This is a genomic window from Acidovorax sp. 22279 (genome assembly GCF_052045435.1).
Lineage (GTDB): Bacteria > Pseudomonadota > Gammaproteobacteria > Burkholderiales > Burkholderiaceae_C > Acidovorax > Acidovorax delafieldii.
Map to the genome: position 1 here is coordinate 325,821 of NZ_JBQEOV010000003.1, position 14,178 is coordinate 339,998.

15 protein-coding genes are annotated in these 14,178 nt (G+C 65.4%); 6 read left to right on the top strand and 9 right to left on the bottom strand.

Going from position 1 to position 14,178, the window contains the following annotated elements; all coding sequences use genetic code 11:
- Positions 1-54 precede the first annotated feature (54 nt).
- The 3 genes from xerD to ACTJKQ_RS06025 all read left to right on the top strand — a co-directional run bounded on the left by xerD (position 55) and on the right by ACTJKQ_RS06025 (position 3,026).
- The gene (gene xerD / locus ACTJKQ_RS06015) at positions 55-954 is read left to right on the top strand and encodes a site-specific tyrosine recombinase XerD (RefSeq protein ID WP_116749375.1); all 900 of its coding nucleotides are present in this window, start codon (positions 55-57) and stop codon (positions 952-954) included.
- Between the two features lie 75 nt (positions 955-1,029).
- The gene (locus ACTJKQ_RS06020) at positions 1,030-1,992 is read left to right on the top strand and encodes a Bug family tripartite tricarboxylate transporter substrate binding protein (protein ID WP_056743435.1); all 963 of its coding nucleotides are present in this window, start codon (positions 1,030-1,032) and stop codon (positions 1,990-1,992) included.
- 50 nt (positions 1,993-2,042) lie between these two features.
- On the top strand, positions 2,043-3,026 hold the full coding sequence (locus tag ACTJKQ_RS06025; protein WP_146871162.1) for a Bug family tripartite tricarboxylate transporter substrate binding protein: 984 nt from the start codon (positions 2,043-2,045) through the stop codon (positions 3,024-3,026).
- Between the two features lie 83 nt (positions 3,027-3,109).
- Here the strand turns inward: ACTJKQ_RS06025 and ACTJKQ_RS06030 are convergent, their stop codons facing one another.
- From ACTJKQ_RS06030 to ACTJKQ_RS06040, 3 genes are all read right to left on the bottom strand, one after another.
- The gene (locus ACTJKQ_RS06030) at positions 3,110-4,390 is read right to left on the bottom strand and encodes an EAL and HDOD domain-containing protein (protein ID WP_056061670.1); all 1,281 of its coding nucleotides are present in this window, start codon (positions 4,388-4,390) and stop codon (positions 3,110-3,112) included.
- 101 nt (positions 4,391-4,491) lie between these two features.
- Positions 4,492-5,757 carry an EAL and HDOD domain-containing protein gene (locus ACTJKQ_RS06035; protein WP_440596313.1) on the bottom strand — a complete coding sequence of 422 codons (1,266 nt, stop codon included), beginning with the start codon at positions 5,755-5,757 and terminating at the stop codon, positions 4,492-4,494.
- Positions 5,758-5,868: 111 nt separating this feature from the next.
- Entirely contained in the window at positions 5,869-6,672 is an 804-nt protein-coding gene (locus ACTJKQ_RS06040; RefSeq protein WP_440596314.1) for a ferritin-like domain-containing protein, read from the bottom strand.
- A gap of 113 nt (positions 6,673-6,785) precedes the next feature.
- Here ACTJKQ_RS06040 and ACTJKQ_RS06045 point away from each other — a divergent pair, with 113 nt between their 5' ends.
- The 3 genes from ACTJKQ_RS06045 (at position 6,786) to ACTJKQ_RS06055 (ending at position 9,022) form a co-directional block, all read left to right on the top strand.
- Complete coding sequence (locus ACTJKQ_RS06045; RefSeq protein ID WP_056061680.1) at positions 6,786-7,310, top strand: gamma carbonic anhydrase family protein; 525 nt, start codon at positions 6,786-6,788, stop codon at positions 7,308-7,310.
- Positions 7,311-7,360: 50 nt separating this feature from the next.
- Positions 7,361-8,353: an Hsp33 family molecular chaperone HslO gene (hslO, locus tag ACTJKQ_RS06050; RefSeq protein WP_440596315.1), complete on the top strand. Its 993-nt coding sequence runs from the start codon at positions 7,361-7,363 to the stop codon at positions 8,351-8,353.
- A 198-nt stretch (positions 8,354-8,551) separates the two neighbouring features.
- Positions 8,552-9,022, top strand: coding sequence for a CZB domain-containing protein (locus tag ACTJKQ_RS06055; protein ID WP_440596316.1), 471 nt, complete (start codon positions 8,552-8,554; stop codon positions 9,020-9,022).
- On the opposite strand, the gene ACTJKQ_RS06060 is transcribed toward ACTJKQ_RS06055, so the two are convergent.
- The 6 genes from ACTJKQ_RS06060 to ACTJKQ_RS06085 all read right to left on the bottom strand — a co-directional run bounded on the left by ACTJKQ_RS06060 (position 9,003) and on the right by ACTJKQ_RS06085 (position 14,172).
- Entirely contained in the window at positions 9,003-9,527 is a 525-nt protein-coding gene (locus ACTJKQ_RS06060; protein WP_440596317.1) for a hypothetical protein, read from the bottom strand. The genes ACTJKQ_RS06055 and ACTJKQ_RS06060 overlap by 20 nt on opposite strands.
- Positions 9,528-9,650: 123 nt before the next feature.
- On the bottom strand, positions 9,651-9,929 hold the full coding sequence (locus ACTJKQ_RS06065; RefSeq protein WP_056061693.1) for a septum formation initiator family protein: 279 nt from the start codon (positions 9,927-9,929) through the stop codon (positions 9,651-9,653).
- A 34-nt stretch (positions 9,930-9,963) separates the two neighbouring features.
- A complete protein-coding gene (eno, locus tag ACTJKQ_RS06070) occupies positions 9,964-11,250 on the bottom strand; it encodes a phosphopyruvate hydratase (RefSeq protein WP_056061696.1) in 1,287 nt (428 codons plus the stop codon).
- A 99-nt stretch (positions 11,251-11,349) separates the two neighbouring features.
- On the bottom strand, positions 11,350-11,640 hold the full coding sequence (locus ACTJKQ_RS06075; protein ID WP_056061699.1) for a DUF1330 domain-containing protein: 291 nt from the start codon (positions 11,638-11,640) through the stop codon (positions 11,350-11,352).
- A gap of 3 nt (positions 11,641-11,643) precedes the next feature.
- Positions 11,644-12,501, bottom strand: a complete 858-nt coding sequence (kdsA, locus tag ACTJKQ_RS06080) for a 3-deoxy-8-phosphooctulonate synthase (RefSeq protein WP_436077955.1) — start codon at positions 12,499-12,501, stop codon at positions 11,644-11,646.
- A gap of 12 nt (positions 12,502-12,513) precedes the next feature.
- Complete coding sequence (locus ACTJKQ_RS06085) at positions 12,514-14,172, bottom strand: CTP synthase (protein ID WP_056061705.1); 1,659 nt, start codon at positions 14,170-14,172, stop codon at positions 12,514-12,516.
- Positions 14,173-14,178 lie beyond the last annotated feature (6 nt).

Consider the following 14,178-nt stretch of genomic DNA (forward strand, 5'->3'; position numbering starts at 1 on the left):
GGCTTTTTTGTGCCCATGGAGTCGAATGCCCGCGATGCATGCTATGGTTTTTGGATGCTTGCCCCCAGTCTGAACGCCATCGACACCTTTGTGGACGCCCTGTGGCTGGAAGACGGCCTGTCGCGCAACACGCTGGCCGCCTACCGGCGCGACCTGACGCTGTATGCGCAGTGGCTGGCCGACCAGCAGCCCGCCCTGGCGCTGGACGACACGGCCGAACACCACCTGCAGGCCTACTTTGCCGCCCGCCATGCGCAGACCCGCGCCACTTCGGCCAACCGGCGCCTCACGGTGTTGCGCCGCTACTTTCACTGGGCGCTGCGCGAGCGGCGTATCACCGCCGACCCCACGGTGCGGCTGCAGGCGGCGCGCCAGCCGCTGCGTGTGCCCAAGACCCTGTCGCAAGCGCAGGTGGAGGCGCTGCTGAACGCGCCCGACCTGGGCAACCCTCTGGGCCTGCGCGACCGCACCATGCTGGAGCTGATGTACGCCAGCGGCCTGCGCGTGACCGAGCTGGTCACGCTCAAGACCTACCAGGTCGGCCTGAACGAAGGCGTGCTGCGCGTGATGGGCAAGGGCAGCAAGGAGCGCCTGGTGCCGTTTGGCGAAGAGGCCCGTGCCTGGCTGGAGCGCTATCTGAACGAGGCCCGCAGCGCCATCCTGGGCGGGCAGCAGACCGACGACCTGTTCGTCACCCAGCGCGGCAGCGGCATGACGCGCGTGATGTTCTGGGTCATTGTGAAGAAGTGGGCGCAGGTGGCGGGTATCACGGTGCCGTTGTCGCCACACACGCTGCGCCACGCGTTTGCCACGCACCTGCTCAACCACGGCGCCGACCTGCGCGTGGTGCAGCTGTTGCTGGGCCATGCGGATATCTCCACCACCACCATCTACACCCACGTGGCGCGCGAGCGGCTCAAGTCCCTGCACGCGCAGCATCACCCCCGTGGATAGCGTGCAACACCACACTGGCGTGGGCTGAGCGGCGCGCCAGACCGGTTTTCCCACACCACAACAAGGAGACATTGCATGAAAAAACTCATCACCAGCGCACTGCTGCTGGGGGCCGCCACCCTGGCCATGGCGCAGGCCTGGCCCACGGCCAAGCCCATCCGCCTCATCGTGGGGTACCCGCCGGGCGGCGGCATCGACTTTGCCGCGCGCACCGTGCAGGTGCCGCTGCAGGAGCTTCTCAAGCAGCAGATCGTGGTGGACTACAAGCCCGGTGCCGGCGGCATGCTGGCGGCGACCGAGCTGACCCGGGCCGCGCCCGATGGCTATACGTTGCTGCTGGCCAATACCGGCCCGTTCGCTATCGCACCGTACTTGCAGCGCAAGATGCCATACGACCCGCTCAAGCAATTCAGCTACATCGGCCAGATCAGCCAGGGCAGCTACATCGCGGTCACCCGGCTGGACCACCCTGCCAAGGACCTCAAGGAATGGGTGGCATGGGCCAAGGCCAACGCTGGCAAGGTGAACTTCGCATCGGGCGGCGCGGGCACCTCCACCCACCTGAATGGCGAGCTGATGAACCAGGCGACCGGGCTGGATGTGACGCATGTGCCCTACAAAGGCAGCGCCCCGGCTGTGCAGGACTTGATCGGCGGACAGACGCAGTTGCTGATCGATGCAGGGCCGGTGCTGCTGCCGCAGGTCAAGGGCGGCAAGCTGAAGGCGCTGGCAGTGACGGGCCCCCGCCGCGACCCGCAGTTGCCCGACGTGCCAACGGTCGCTGAACTTGGGCTCGGCGGCATGGAATCCGTCGGTTTCCAGGGGCTGGTGGGCCCCGCAGGCATGCCCAAGGAGGTGGTGGACAAGCTGGCCGCCGAACTGGCTAAGGTTCTGGCACAAGCGGAGGTGAAGGCCAAGTTCGCGTCCACAGGTTCAGAGGTACATTCTCTGGGACCCACGGAATTCTTCGGCTTTGTGAAGGGCGAGAACGACAAGTGGGCCAAGCTGATCCGCGAGCGCAAGCTCGAACTGGATTGACGGGCTGACCTGACGGCTGCCCATCGAACTCCTCACCATTGGCTCTCACCATGAATCTGCTTTTTTCTCGCCGCCAGTGGGTGGCCGCTGCTGCTGTCGCCCTGGTGGTCTCTCCCGTCGTGGCGTCGGCCCAGGCGTGGCCCGCCAAACCCATCCGCATCATCGTGGCCTACCCGGCAGGGGGCGTGAGCGACAACATCGCCCGCGCGCTGGCCGACAAGCTGGCGGTGCAGCTGGGCACCCCTGTGGTCATTGAAAACAAGGCGGGCGCCAGTGGCAGCCTTGGCGTGGACGCGGTGGCCAAAGCCGCGCCGGACGGCTACACGCTGGGCTTTGCAGCGGTCAGTCCCCTGGCGCTCAACCCGCACCTGGGCAAGTCCCCCTTCGATCCGCAAAAGGACATCGCGCCAGTGGTCAGCGTGATGTATTCGCCGGTGTTGCTGCTGGGCACGCCCGCGAGCCGGGCGACCGACTTCAAGGACCTTATTGCCCGCGCGCGGGCCCAGCCCGGCACGGTGCGCTGGGCCACGTCGGGGCAGGCGTCGTTGGGGCACATCATGCTGGAGCAGATCCAGTCGGTGGCCCAGGTGCAGATCACGCACATCCCGTACAAAGGCGGCGGGCAGCAGATGAACGACGCGCTGGGCGGGCAGTTTGAGGTGCTATCGACCAATGCCGGCCCAGCGGTGCTGCAGCACGTCCAGGCGGGCAAGCTCAAGCCGCTGGCGGTGGGGGCTCCGGCGCGGCTGGATTCGCTGCCCCAGGTGCCCACGCTCGCCGAGCTGGGTCAGCCTGCAGCCAATCTCTCGTCCCTGTTTGGCCTCTATGCCCCGGCCCAGACGCCCAAGACGGTCATCACACGCATCAATACCGAGGTGAACAAGGCGTTGGCCCTGCCGGACATTCGCGCCAAGCTCGATGCCACTGACAACGTGCCCACAGGTGGCACCACGGCCGAGTTCGCGCGCCAGATTGCGCTGGAGTCCGAAAATAACGCCCGCATCATCCGCGCGGCAGGAATTCAGGGCAACTGACCGTGTGCAGGGGTTTGAAGCCCCAGAAACGCCACAGGCCCTGTCAAAGCAGGGCCTGTGGTCTTTTAAGGGGAAAGGCGGGACTATTCTTCGTTCAGGCTCTCGGCCCAGGTCAGCGCCTGCAGGTGGGCCCAGTTCACCTGGCGGTTGGACAGGTGCAGCGCATCGGCGTTCTTGGCAAAGGCCACTTCATCGCCGCTTTCGCAGGCCTTGGTCAGCTCCAGGAACGGGGCAAACACACCGGTGCCACGCAGCAGGGCGTCCATCACGGGTTCGGGCAGGGCCACGGACTCCAGCGCCTTTTCGAGCGGCACGCCCAGCATGGTGTCCAGCAGCGAGAACACGCCCACGACGAAGGCGTTGTCGCATTCTTCGGGCGGCAGCAGCTCGGCAGCCAGCAGCTCCATCAGGCGGCCGCGCACCACGGCGGTCTGGCCCACGGCTGGTGGCGCACCACCGGCACGCGAGGTGGTCATCAAGAGGGCTGCCCAGCGGAACAGCTTTTTCAGCCCCAGGATCATCACCGCATGGCGGAACGAGGTGATCTCGCACGACAGGCCAAAACCCGACGAGTTGATGAAACGCAGCAGGTTGAAAGACAGGGTGGGGTCTTTCTTGAGCAGGTCTTCGATCTCCGCCGTGCTGGCCTGTTTGCGCACGAGGTTGATGAGCTGGATGATGGTGGCCTGCGAGGGGCGGATGGTGGTGGCCTTGACCAGCGAGGGATGCGCAAACCAGTAGCCCTGGAACAGCTTGACGCCCAGATCGCGCATCAGCTCGTATTGCGCAGCCGTTTCGACCTTTTCGGCCACCAGCGTGGCCTTGCTGTGGGTGGTGGCAAATTTGACCAGGGGGGCCGCCAGCTCGGGCTTGAAGGCCTGCATGTCCAGCTTGATGAACGCCGCCATCGGCAGCCAGCTGGTGTAGGCGCGCTTGAGGGCCTGCTGGTCAAACGCGAGGCGAAAGCCACGTGTGCGCAACGCCTCCAGCGTGGGCACGCGGCCTTCGATTTCTTCGGGGGTGGCGCTGTCGGGCAGCGGTGGCACCTCCAGCACCACCTTTTCGGGGTGGATCAGCTCCAGGTGGCCGCCCGAGAGGCTGTCATGCGTGCAGTTGATGAACACCGTCTTCTTGCCGACCAGGGCCTCGGTGCCCGCGTAGGACAGGGCATTGAACAGCAGGGCTGCATCGCTGGCGGCGGTGTGTGAGTCGGACGCGGTGGAGCGGTCGAACAGCTCGTAGCCATAGACCGCGCGGCTTTCGTCCACGATGGCCTGGCGCGCAATGATGGCAAGGTTCTCGTCCACGGGATCGACCACAGGCGCTGCGGCGTCCGGGGTGTCTTGTTCGGGTGTGCTCGACATGGGGTCCACTGAAATGAAGGGCTGGCGATCATTCTAGACCGCCGGGCGTTGGCAGAGAATCAAAGTCTGACCGGGGGCCGCCAGTGTGGCGGCGGTAGCTGTCAGTCGCTGATGTGGTCGGCCCAGGCCAGCGCCTGCAGGTGGGCAAAGTTGATCTGCTGGCTGGTCAGGTGCAGCAGGCCGGCAGCGCGGTCAAACACGGCGTCGTCGCTGGACTCGCAGGCCTCGGCCAGGGTCAGCAGGTCACCCAGGAAGCCTTCGCGCCGCAGCAGCGCGGCCGCCACGGGTTCGGGCACGTTGAGCAGGCCAATGGCCGACTCCATGGGCATGGAGAGCATCACATCCAGCAACGAGAAGATGCCCACCACAAAGGCCTGGTCGGCTTCCTCGGGGGGCAGTGTCTCCAGTGCCAGCAGCTCCATCAGGCGCCCGCGCACCACGGCGGTGTGGCCCACCGACGACGGCGTGCCGTTGTTGCGCGACGCGGTCAGCAGCAGCGCCGCCCAGCGGAACAGCTTTTTCAGGCCCATGAGCATCACGGCCTGGCGGAAGGAGGTGATCTCGCGCGACAGGCCAAAGCCGGCGGAGTTCATGAGGCGCATCAGGTTGAAGGCCAAGCCCGCATCCTTCTTGAGCACCTCTTCGATCTCGTCGGTGCTGGCCTGTTTGCGCACCTGGTTGATCAGCTCGATGATGCTGGCCTGCGACGGCGTGAGCAGCTTGGTCTCGACCAGGGCGGGGCGGGCAAACCAGTAACCCTGGAACAGCTGCACTCCCTGGCTGGACACCATGTCGTACTGCTGGGCCGTCTCCACCTTCTCGGCGATCAGTTCGGCCTTGCAGTGGCGGCCCGCGTAGCTGATCAGCACCGCGAGCTGGTCGGGCGCCAGCACCGACAGGTCCAGCTTGATGTAGTCCGCCAGGGGCAGCCACGGCGCATACGCCGACTGCAGCACCGTGTGGTTGAAGGCCAGGTGAAAGCCCCGGTCGCGCAGCTCGGTCAGGATGGGCAGGCGCGTGGCGACCTCTTCGGCGGCCGCATGGCCCAGGGGCGGAATCTCCAGCACCACCTTGTCGGGGTCCACCAGCTCCAGGTGGCCGCCCGACAGGCTTTCATGGGTGCAGTTGACGAAGATCAGCTTCTTGCCCACCAGCTCCTCGGTGCCGGCGTGCGACAGGGCGGTGAACACCAGGATCACGTCGGTGGCGGCCGTGTGGGCGGCTCCGCTGCGCGAGCGGTTGAACAGCTCGTAGCCCACCACCACCTGTTGTGCGTTCACGATGGCTTGGCGCGCAATCATGGCGACCGACGATTGGTTGCCCGGTGGTGGCGCGGGCGGTGTGCCAGGGGTGAAGGCTTGGGTCATGGGCGTGGGCTTGGAGTTCTTGAAAGAGGGTGCGCTGGCCCGCTGGGGGCATCGCCAAGAATTGTAGGAGCCATCGTATTCCCCTCGGATCGTCAACACATGGCTTGGTGATTAGGCCTGCTGCAGCCAGCGCAGCTCGGCGTCGCTGAAACCGGCGCTGCGTCGCGCCGACTCATTGAACGGTGGCTTCAGTCGGGGGGCTTCGTACCGCTGCACCAGCGCGCCGTAGAGGGTTTCCGGGTCCTGGCCCGCGCGGTCGCACAGCCAGCGGTACCAGTGGTTGCCGATGGCGACATGCCCCACCTCGTCATGCAGGATCACGTCCAGGATGGCAACGGCGGCCAGGGCGTCGGGCGTGCCCACCTGGCGCAGCTTGGCCTGGATCTGCGGCGTGGCGTCGAGCCCCCGGGCTTCCAGCGTGCGAGGCACCAGGGCCATGCGGGCCAGCACGTCGTGCCGGGTTTTCTCGCACATGGTCCACAGCCCCTGGTGGGCCGGGAAGTCCCCATAGTCGTGGCCCTGGCTGCGCAGGTGGTCGCGCAGCAGCCTGAAGTGCTTGGCCTCTTCGGCCGCCACGCGCATCCAGTCCTGGTAGTAGGTGCGGGGCATACCGTCAAAGCGCCACACGGCGTCCAGCGCCAGGTTGATGGCGTTGAACTCGATGTGGGCGATGGCGTGGATGAGGATGGCCCGGCCCTCGGGGGTAGCGGGCGAGCGGCGGGCCACCTGGGTGTGGCGCAGCAGTTCGGGGCGCTCGGGACGGCCGGGCAGTGCGTCCGGGTCGGTGGGGGCCGCAGGGGTAGTATCTGCTATCGAAAGCGTAGCTGCCTGGGCATACAGTTCTAGCGCTGCAGCCGCTTTTTGTTCGGGGTCTGCCAGGCACAAGACCTGCAGTGCACGGTTGCGAAGCTCCATCCTTACAATTCTAGGCCTTGCCATCGGCACCAAGGCTTGCGCTTTGTAACGATTGGCGACCTCTCAGGGCGCGCCATGGCGTGCCGCTTCTTTTGTTTCAGCGGAGTGGGTGCATGGCAATTTACGAACTCGACGGTGTGGCTCCCCAAGTGGCGGCGTCGGCCTGGGTGGCCGACAGCGCGCAGGTGATGGGCAATGTGGTGCTGGGTGAAGACGCCAGCGTGTGGTTCGGCACCGTGGTGCGCGGCGACACCGAGAGCATCACCATCGGCGCAGGCTCCAACATCCAGGACGCGAGCGTGCTGCACGCCGACATCGGCAAGCCCCTGGTGGTGGGCGAGCGGGTGACGGTGGGCCACCAGGTCATGCTGCACGGCTGCACCATCGGCGACGAATCGCTGATCGGCATTGGCGCTGTGGTGCTCAACGGCGCCAAGATCGGCAAGAACTGCCTGGTGGGTGCGGGTGCGCTGGTCACCGAGGGCAAGGAGTTTCCCGATGGCTCCATGATCATCGGCAGCCCGGCCAAGGCCGTGCGTGAACTCACCCCTGAGCAGATCGAAGGCCTGCGCCAGAGCGCCCAGCACTACATCGACAATGCGCGCCGCTTCCAACACGGCCTGCACAAGATCGGCTGAACGCCGCCCACTGGCGCTCTCTGCTGCTTTTTTTCTCCTGGAATCCCTGCGTGTCTGAACTCCACAAGTTTCTTTTCGATGGTCTGCCCGTGCGCGGCATGATCGTGCGCCTCACCGATGCCTGGACCGAGATCCTGAAACGCCGGGCGGGCAACACCGCCACCGGCGCCTATCCTGCCCCTGTGAGCGAGCTGCTGGGCGAGATGGCGGCTGCCGGCGTGCTGATGCAGTCCAACATCAAGTTCAACGGCGCGCTGGTGCTGCAGGTGTTTGGCGATGGCCCGGTCAAGCTGGCCGTGACCGAGGTGCAGTCGGACCTGAGCCTGCGCGCTACAGCCACCGTGAATGGCGAGGTGCTGCCGGACGCGAAGCTGAGCCAGATGGTCAATGTGGGCGGCGGTGGCCGCTGCGCCATCACCCTGGACCCCAAGGACCGCCACCCCGGTCAGCAGCCCTACCAGGGCGTGGTGCCTCTGCACGGCGACCACCACGAAAAGCTGGAGCGTCTGTCGGACGTGCTGCAGCACTACATGCTGCAGTCCGAGCAGCTCGACACCATCCTGGTGCTGGGCGCCAACGACCAGGTGGCCGCAGGCCTGCTGATCCAGCGCATGCCCATCAAGGGCGAGGGCAACCTGGCTGCGGGCCTCTCGCACCGCGAGAACGAAGACCAGATCGGCCACAACGAGGACTACAACCGCATTGCGCACCTGGCTGCCAGCCTGACCCGCGAAGAACTGCTGACGCTGGATGTGGATACCATCCTGCGCCGCCTGTTCTGGGAAGAAAAGTTGCTGCGCTTTGAACCCCAGCAGGGCGCCAGCGGCCCGCGTTTTGCCTGCACCTGCAGCCGCGAGCGCGTGAGCAACATGCTGCGCAACCTGGGCGCTGAAGAGGCCGAGAGCATCCTCGCCGAGCGCGACGACATCGAAGTGGGTTGCGAGTTCTGCGGCCAGCAGTACCGGTTTGATGCCGTGGATGCTGCGCAGATTTTTGTCTCGCCCGCCGCTGCTCAGCCCCCGGGGCCCACAGGCATCCAGTAGCCGTCTGCAGCCTCCATCGGGCGCGGTGGTCGGCTGACCATCGTTGACAATCGCCCCCGCCATCCCCGCCTAAGATTCCTGGGTCACCCTGCAGCAGCGCCTGCCGCTGCGAGGGGCCGGCGCACAAGGTCCGATAGCAAGGCCTGTGTGCGTTCAAGCGATCACATCCGGTCGCGCAGGAAATGAACGAGGGGTGTCATGCAGTTTCTTCGCCGTGTTCTGGGGGGCCACCGGGCCAGCCCGGCTACGCCTCCGCTGGCGCTGTACGACAGCGCGGCGGCACCCGACTCGCGGCGTGCCGATACCCTGCTCGCCGCGCTGGACATCGACGCCGCCATCAATGCCCACGAGCGCTGGAAAGACCGCCTGATGGACTACCTGGAGGGCCGCACCTCCGTCGGGCTGGACCCTGCGCTGGTGCGCCGCGCTGACCAGAGTGCGCTGGGCCGCTGGTTGCACGGCGTAGGCGGCGAGCTGCTGGGCGACCAGCCGGCCTATCCGCTGCTGGTGGCGCGCTACCAATACTTTCATGAGCAGGCGGCCACCCTGGTGGAACTGGCCCAGCAGGGCGAATGGGACCGGGCTGTGCAGGTGCTCAACGGTGGTTACCGCTATGGCTCCAGCCAGGTGGTGTTGCTTCTCAAGGAACTCAAGCGCGGTCTGGCGTGATGGCTTGCGGCGGTGTCGTATCCCGCTGCTCCATGAGCGCTGTGAACAGCCGATGCTCACAAGCCGGGTCGCTGCACTTTTCGCAGTTCCAGGCGCGCAGCCGGGCCGCCCTGGGCGTGTTTTCAGTGTCCCATGCGGCCCTTGCGCTAGTGGAATATGCCTTGGGTGCTATATTTTGTATAGCAATGAGCGCGTTGCGAGTGCGCTGCTCGCCCGTTCCGTACACCACGCGGTAGGGTATCGCCGCAGCCGCCAGGGCCGCACGCAGCCGGGTATCGCAGGCCTCCTGCGCAGTCCGCTCCTCGGCAGGACAGGGCTGATCGAGACCCATGAGCAGAGTCAATGCCACCGCGTCGGACTCTGCCTGCGGCGTGGGCGCGGGCGGGGTGTGGGCCAGGTGCGGGTGGTGCAGGGCGATATGTACCGTGCCGGGAGTGATCTGCTGCTGCAGCGCCTGTGCCAACGCCTCCACGCCCGTGTAGGGCGCGCCCAGCAGGGCAATCAAGGGAGTGGGGGGAGGGGACTGCCGCACGGGGGTGAATGAAGCGCAGGCCTTGGTCCAGGGCTGCGTTGTGGGTGTGGACGGTGCGGGGTGGTCCAAGGCGGCTGAGTGACCCTACACGGCAGGTCAGCGGGGTGTGAACTGCACGTACACCTCGTTGGGCTTGACCATGCCCAGCTCGCTGCGCGCCTTTTCTTCCACCATATCGAGGCCTTCCTTGAGGTCGTGCACCTCCGAGGTCAGCCGCGCATTCGCCTGGCGGGCCTGTTCGTTGGCCGCCTTCTGCACATCAATCTGCCGCTGCATCGCATTGACGCGCGGCACGCTGCCCCGCCCCAGCCAGAGCTGGGCGTGCAGCGCTGCCAGCAAGGCCAGCAGGATGACGGGGACGATGCGGGAGACCAATGGAGGGCTCGCTCAGGCGAGGGCTGCCAGGGGCTCAGCGCAGGTTGTAGAACGCAGCGCGGCCAGGGTACTGTGCGATCTCGCCCAGATCTTCCTCAATGCGCAGCAGCTGGTTGTACTTGGCGATGCGGTCCGAGCGCGACAGCGAGCCGGTCTTGATCTGGCCTGCATTGGTGCCCACGGCGATGTCGGCGATGGTGCTGTCTTCGGTCTCGCCCGAGCGGTGCGAGATCACGGCGGTGTAGCCGGCGCGCTTGGCCATCTCGATGGCAGCGAAGGTCTCGGTCAGCGTGCCGATCTGGTTGATCTTGATCAGGATCGAGTTGGCAATGCGCTTGTCGATGCCTTCCTTCAGGATCTTGGTGTTGGTCACGAACAGGTCGTCACCCACCAGCTGCACCTTGTCGCCCAGGCGTTCGGTCAGATGCTTCCAGCCGTCCCAGTCGCCTTCGTGCATGCCGTCTTCGATGCTGATGATCGGGTACTTGTCCACCCAGGCCGCCAGCATGTCCGTCCACTGCTGGGCGGTGAGCTTGAGGCCGCCTTCGCCTTCCAGCACATAGTGGCCGTCCTTGTAGAACTCGCTCGCAGCGCAGTCCAGGCCCAGGGCGATCTGATCGCCCGCCGTGTAGCCCGCAGCTTCAATGGCTTGCAGGATCAGGCGGATGGCTGCTTCGTGGTTTTCAACGCTGGGGGCAAAGCCGCCTTCGTCGCCCACGGCGGTGCTGATGCCCTTGTCGTGCAGGATCTTCTTGAGCGCGTGGAACACTTCGGCGCCCCAGCGCACGGCTTCGCGGAACGTGGGCGCGCCCACCGGGATGATCATGAACTCCTGCAGGTCCAGGCTGTTGTTGGCGTGTGCGCCGCCGTTGATCACGTTCATCATGGGCACGGGCAGTTGCACGCTGCCCATGCCGCCCAGGTAGCGGTACAGGGGCAGGCCAGACTCTTCGGCGGCGGCGCGGGCCACAGCCATCGACACGGCCAGCATGGCGTTGGCGCCCAGGCGGCTCTTGTTCTCGGTGCCATCGAGGTCGATCAGGGTCTTGTCCAGGAAGGCCTGCTCGGAGGCATCCAGGCCCAGCACGGCTTCGCTGATCTCGGTGTTGATGTATTCCACGGCCTTGAGCACGCCCTTGCCCAGGTAGCGGCCCTTGTCGCCGTCGCGCATTTCAATGGCTTCACGGCTGCCGGTGGAGGCGCCCGACGGCACGGCGGCCCGGCCCATCACGCCCGATTCGAGCAACACGTCGCATTCGACGGTGGGGTTGCCGCGGCTGTCCAGAATCTCGCGACCGACGATGTCAACGATGGCACTCATGGTTTTCCTTTTGCAGAAGTTTTAAATCAAATCAGTCTCTAGCGCCTTCTGTATAAGCGCTAGCAGCTATTAATTGGTGAGCGATTTGGGTGTGTGCGCTCAGACGCCTTCGACACACACCATGCGCATGACGGCGGCGCCTTCGCGGGCGGCCTTGGCTTTCTGGTACTCGGGCGTGTCGTAGAAGGCGCGAGCGGCTTCAAAGCTCGGGAACTTGAGGATCACGGTACGACCGGGGTTCCAGTCGCCCTCCAGCACTTCGACCTTGCCGCCACGCACGCAGACTTCAGCGCCGTGGGCTTGCATGGCCAGGGTGCTCCACTTGCGGTACTCGTCATACTGCGTGGGGTTGGTGACGGTGACGGATGCGATGACGTAACCACTGCTCATGTCTCAGGCTCCAAAGTTGTTTTCGAGGAATCCGTTTTTCTTGGTGACATCGTCCAGGGCCACCAAGGTCTCCAGCAGCGCCTTCATGTGCTTGAGCGGTACGGCGTTGGGGCCGTCCGACCAGGCCTCGGCGGGGCGGGGGTGGGTTTCCATGAACAGGCCCGCCACGCCCACAGCCACGCCGGCACGCGCCAGCACGGGCACCATGTCGCGCGCACCACCGCTCACGGCGCCCAGGCCGCCGGGCTTTTGCACCGAGTGGGTCACGTCAAACACCACGGGTGCGCCGGAGTTGCGCATCTCGGCCAGGCTGGTCATGTCGGCCACGAGGTTGTTGTAGCCAAAGCTCACGCCGCGCTCGCAGGCCAGAAATCGGTCTTCCGACAGGCCGACTTCGGCCGCCGCAGAGCGAGCCTTGTCGATGACGTTCTTCATGTCCCAGGGCGCGAGGAACTGCCCCTTCTTGATGTTCACCGGCTTGCCACTTTGGGCCACGGCGCGGATGAAGTCCGTCTGGCGGCACAGGAAGGCAGGCGTCTGCAGCACATCGACCACGCTGGCCACCTCGGCCACGTGCGAGGTGTCGTGCACGTCGGTCAGGATGGGCAGCTGCAGCTGGCGGCGCACTTCATCGAGGATCTTCAGGCCGGCCTCCAGCCCCACACCACGCTTGCTGGTGCCCGACGAGCGGTTGGCCTTGTCGAACGAGCCTTTGTAGATCAGCGGAATGCCCAGCGGCGCGCAGGCTTCCTTGAGCTGGCCTGCGACATCGAGCGACATCTCCAGGCCTTCAATGGAACAGGTGCCTGCGATCAGGAAAAAGCGCTGGTCCACGCCGACGTTGAATCCGCACAGCTGCATGGTGAGGTCCCCTTAGGCTTTTTTCGCGGCTTGCTGGTGTTCCACGGCCGCCTTGATGAAGGCATTGAACAGCGGGTGGCCGTTCCAGGGCGTGGACTTGAACTCGGGGTGGAACTGCACGCCGATGAACCAGGGGTGCACGGTTTGCGGCAGCTCCACGATTTCGGTGAGTTCTTCACGCTGGGTCAGCGCCGAGATCACCAGGCCCGCCTTGCGCAACTGGTCCAGGTAGTTCACGTTGGCTTCGTAGCGGTGGCGGTGGCGCTCGGTCACCACATCGCCGTAGATGCTGTGGGCCAGTGTGTCCTTGGCCACGTCCGAGCTTTGCGCGCCCAGACGCATGGTGCCGCCCAGATCGGAGTTTTCGTCGCGTTTCTTGATGGTGCCGTCCGCGTCCTTCCACTCGGTGATCAGGGCGATCACGGGGTGGGGCGTGGTGGGGTCGAACTCGGTGCTGTTGGCGTTGGCCAGGCCTGCCACGTGGCGCGCGTATTCGATGGTGGCCACCTGCATCCCCAGGCAGATGCCCAGGTAGGGCACCTTGCGCTCGCGGGCAAACTGGGCCGTGGCGATCTTGCCTTCCACACCCCGCTGGCCAAAGCCGCCAGGCACCAGAATGGCGTCGTATTTGGCGAGCTTGGCGGCTGCATCGGCGCTGTCGATGGTCTCGGAATCGACATGGTCGATCTTCACGCGCACATGGTTGCGCATGCCGGCGTGGCGCAGGGCCTCGTTGACCGACTTGTAGCTGTCCGACAGGTCCACATACTTGCCAACCATGGCGATGGTGACTTCGCCTTGGGGGTGTTCGGTCTCATGCACCAGATCGTCCCAGCGCTTGAGGCTGGTGGGCGGGGTGTTCAGGCGCAGCTTGTCGCAGATCAGGCCGTCGAGGCCCTGCTCGTGCAGCATGCGCGGCACCTTGTAGATGGTGTCCACGTCCCACATGCTGATCACGCCCCATTCGGGCACGTTGGTGAACAGCGAGATCTTGGCGCGCTCTTCCTCGGGAATACGGCGGTCGGCGCGGCACAGCAGGGCGTCGGCCTGGATGCCGATCTCGCGCAGCTTTTGCACCGTGTGCTGGGTGGGCTTGGTCTTGAGCTCGCCCGCTGCCGCGATCCAGGGCAGGTAGGTCAGGTGCACGAAGGCCGCATTGTTGGGCCCCATGCGCAGGCTCATCTGGCGCACGGCTTCGAGGAACGGCAGCGATTCGATGTCGCCCACGGTGCCGCCGATCTCGACGATGGCCACATCCACGGCATCGGGCGTGCCAATGCCGGCGCCGCGCTTGATGAATTCCTGGATTTCGTTGGTGACGTGGGGAATGACCTGCACGGTCTTGCCCAGGTAGTCGCCACGGCGTTCCTTCTCCAGCACGGACTGGTAAATCTTGCCCGTCGTGAAGTTATTGGTTTTCTTCATGCGCGTTTCGATGAAACGCTCATAGTGGCCCAGATCCAGGTCGGTTTCTGCGCCGTCATCGGTCACGAACACCTCGCCGTGCTGGAACGGCGACATGGTGCCCGGATCTACGTTGATGTAGGGGTCAAGCTTGATGAGGGTGACTTTGAGTCCCCGCGATTCGAGGATCGCGGCAAGGGAGGCTGAGGCGATTCCCTTACCGAGGGAAGACACCACACCGCCGGTGACGAAGACAAATTTGGTCATGTCTTT

What these genes read in the sequence shown, in the direction of transcription:
- eno (WP_056061696.1), bottom strand. Translation starts at nt 11,250, where the DNA reads ATGAGTGCCATCGTTGACATCGTCGGTCGCGAGATTCTGGACAGCCGC.
- ACTJKQ_RS06085 (WP_056061705.1), bottom strand. Translation starts at nt 14,172, where the DNA reads ATGACCAAATTTGTCTTCGTCACCGGCGGTGTGGTGTCTTCCCTCGGT.
- ACTJKQ_RS06025 (WP_146871162.1), top strand. Translation starts at nt 2,043, where the DNA reads ATGAATCTGCTTTTTTCTCGCCGCCAGTGGGTGGCCGCTGCTGCTGTC.
- xerD (WP_116749375.1), top strand. Translation starts at nt 55, where the DNA reads ATGCTTGCCCCCAGTCTGAACGCCATCGACACCTTTGTGGACGCCCTG.
- ACTJKQ_RS06040 (WP_440596314.1), bottom strand. Translation starts at nt 6,672, where the DNA reads ATGGAGCTTCGCAACCGTGCACTGCAGGTCTTGTGCCTGGCAGACCCC.
- ACTJKQ_RS06055 (WP_440596316.1), top strand. Translation starts at nt 8,552, where the DNA reads ATGCAGTTTCTTCGCCGTGTTCTGGGGGGCCACCGGGCCAGCCCGGCT.
- ACTJKQ_RS06075 (WP_056061699.1), bottom strand. Translation starts at nt 11,640, where the DNA reads ATGAGCAGTGGTTACGTCATCGCATCCGTCACCGTCACCAACCCCACG.
- kdsA (WP_436077955.1), bottom strand. Translation starts at nt 12,501, where the DNA reads ATGCAGCTGTGCGGATTCAACGTCGGCGTGGACCAGCGCTTTTTCCTG.
- ACTJKQ_RS06035 (WP_440596313.1), bottom strand. Translation starts at nt 5,757, where the DNA reads ATGACCCAAGCCTTCACCCCTGGCACACCGCCCGCGCCACCACCGGGC.
- ACTJKQ_RS06030 (WP_056061670.1), bottom strand. Translation starts at nt 4,390, where the DNA reads ATGTCGAGCACACCCGAACAAGACACCCCGGACGCCGCAGCGCCTGTG.
- ACTJKQ_RS06020 (WP_056743435.1), top strand. Translation starts at nt 1,030, where the DNA reads ATGAAAAAACTCATCACCAGCGCACTGCTGCTGGGGGCCGCCACCCTG.
- ACTJKQ_RS06045 (WP_056061680.1), top strand. Translation starts at nt 6,786, where the DNA reads ATGGCAATTTACGAACTCGACGGTGTGGCTCCCCAAGTGGCGGCGTCG.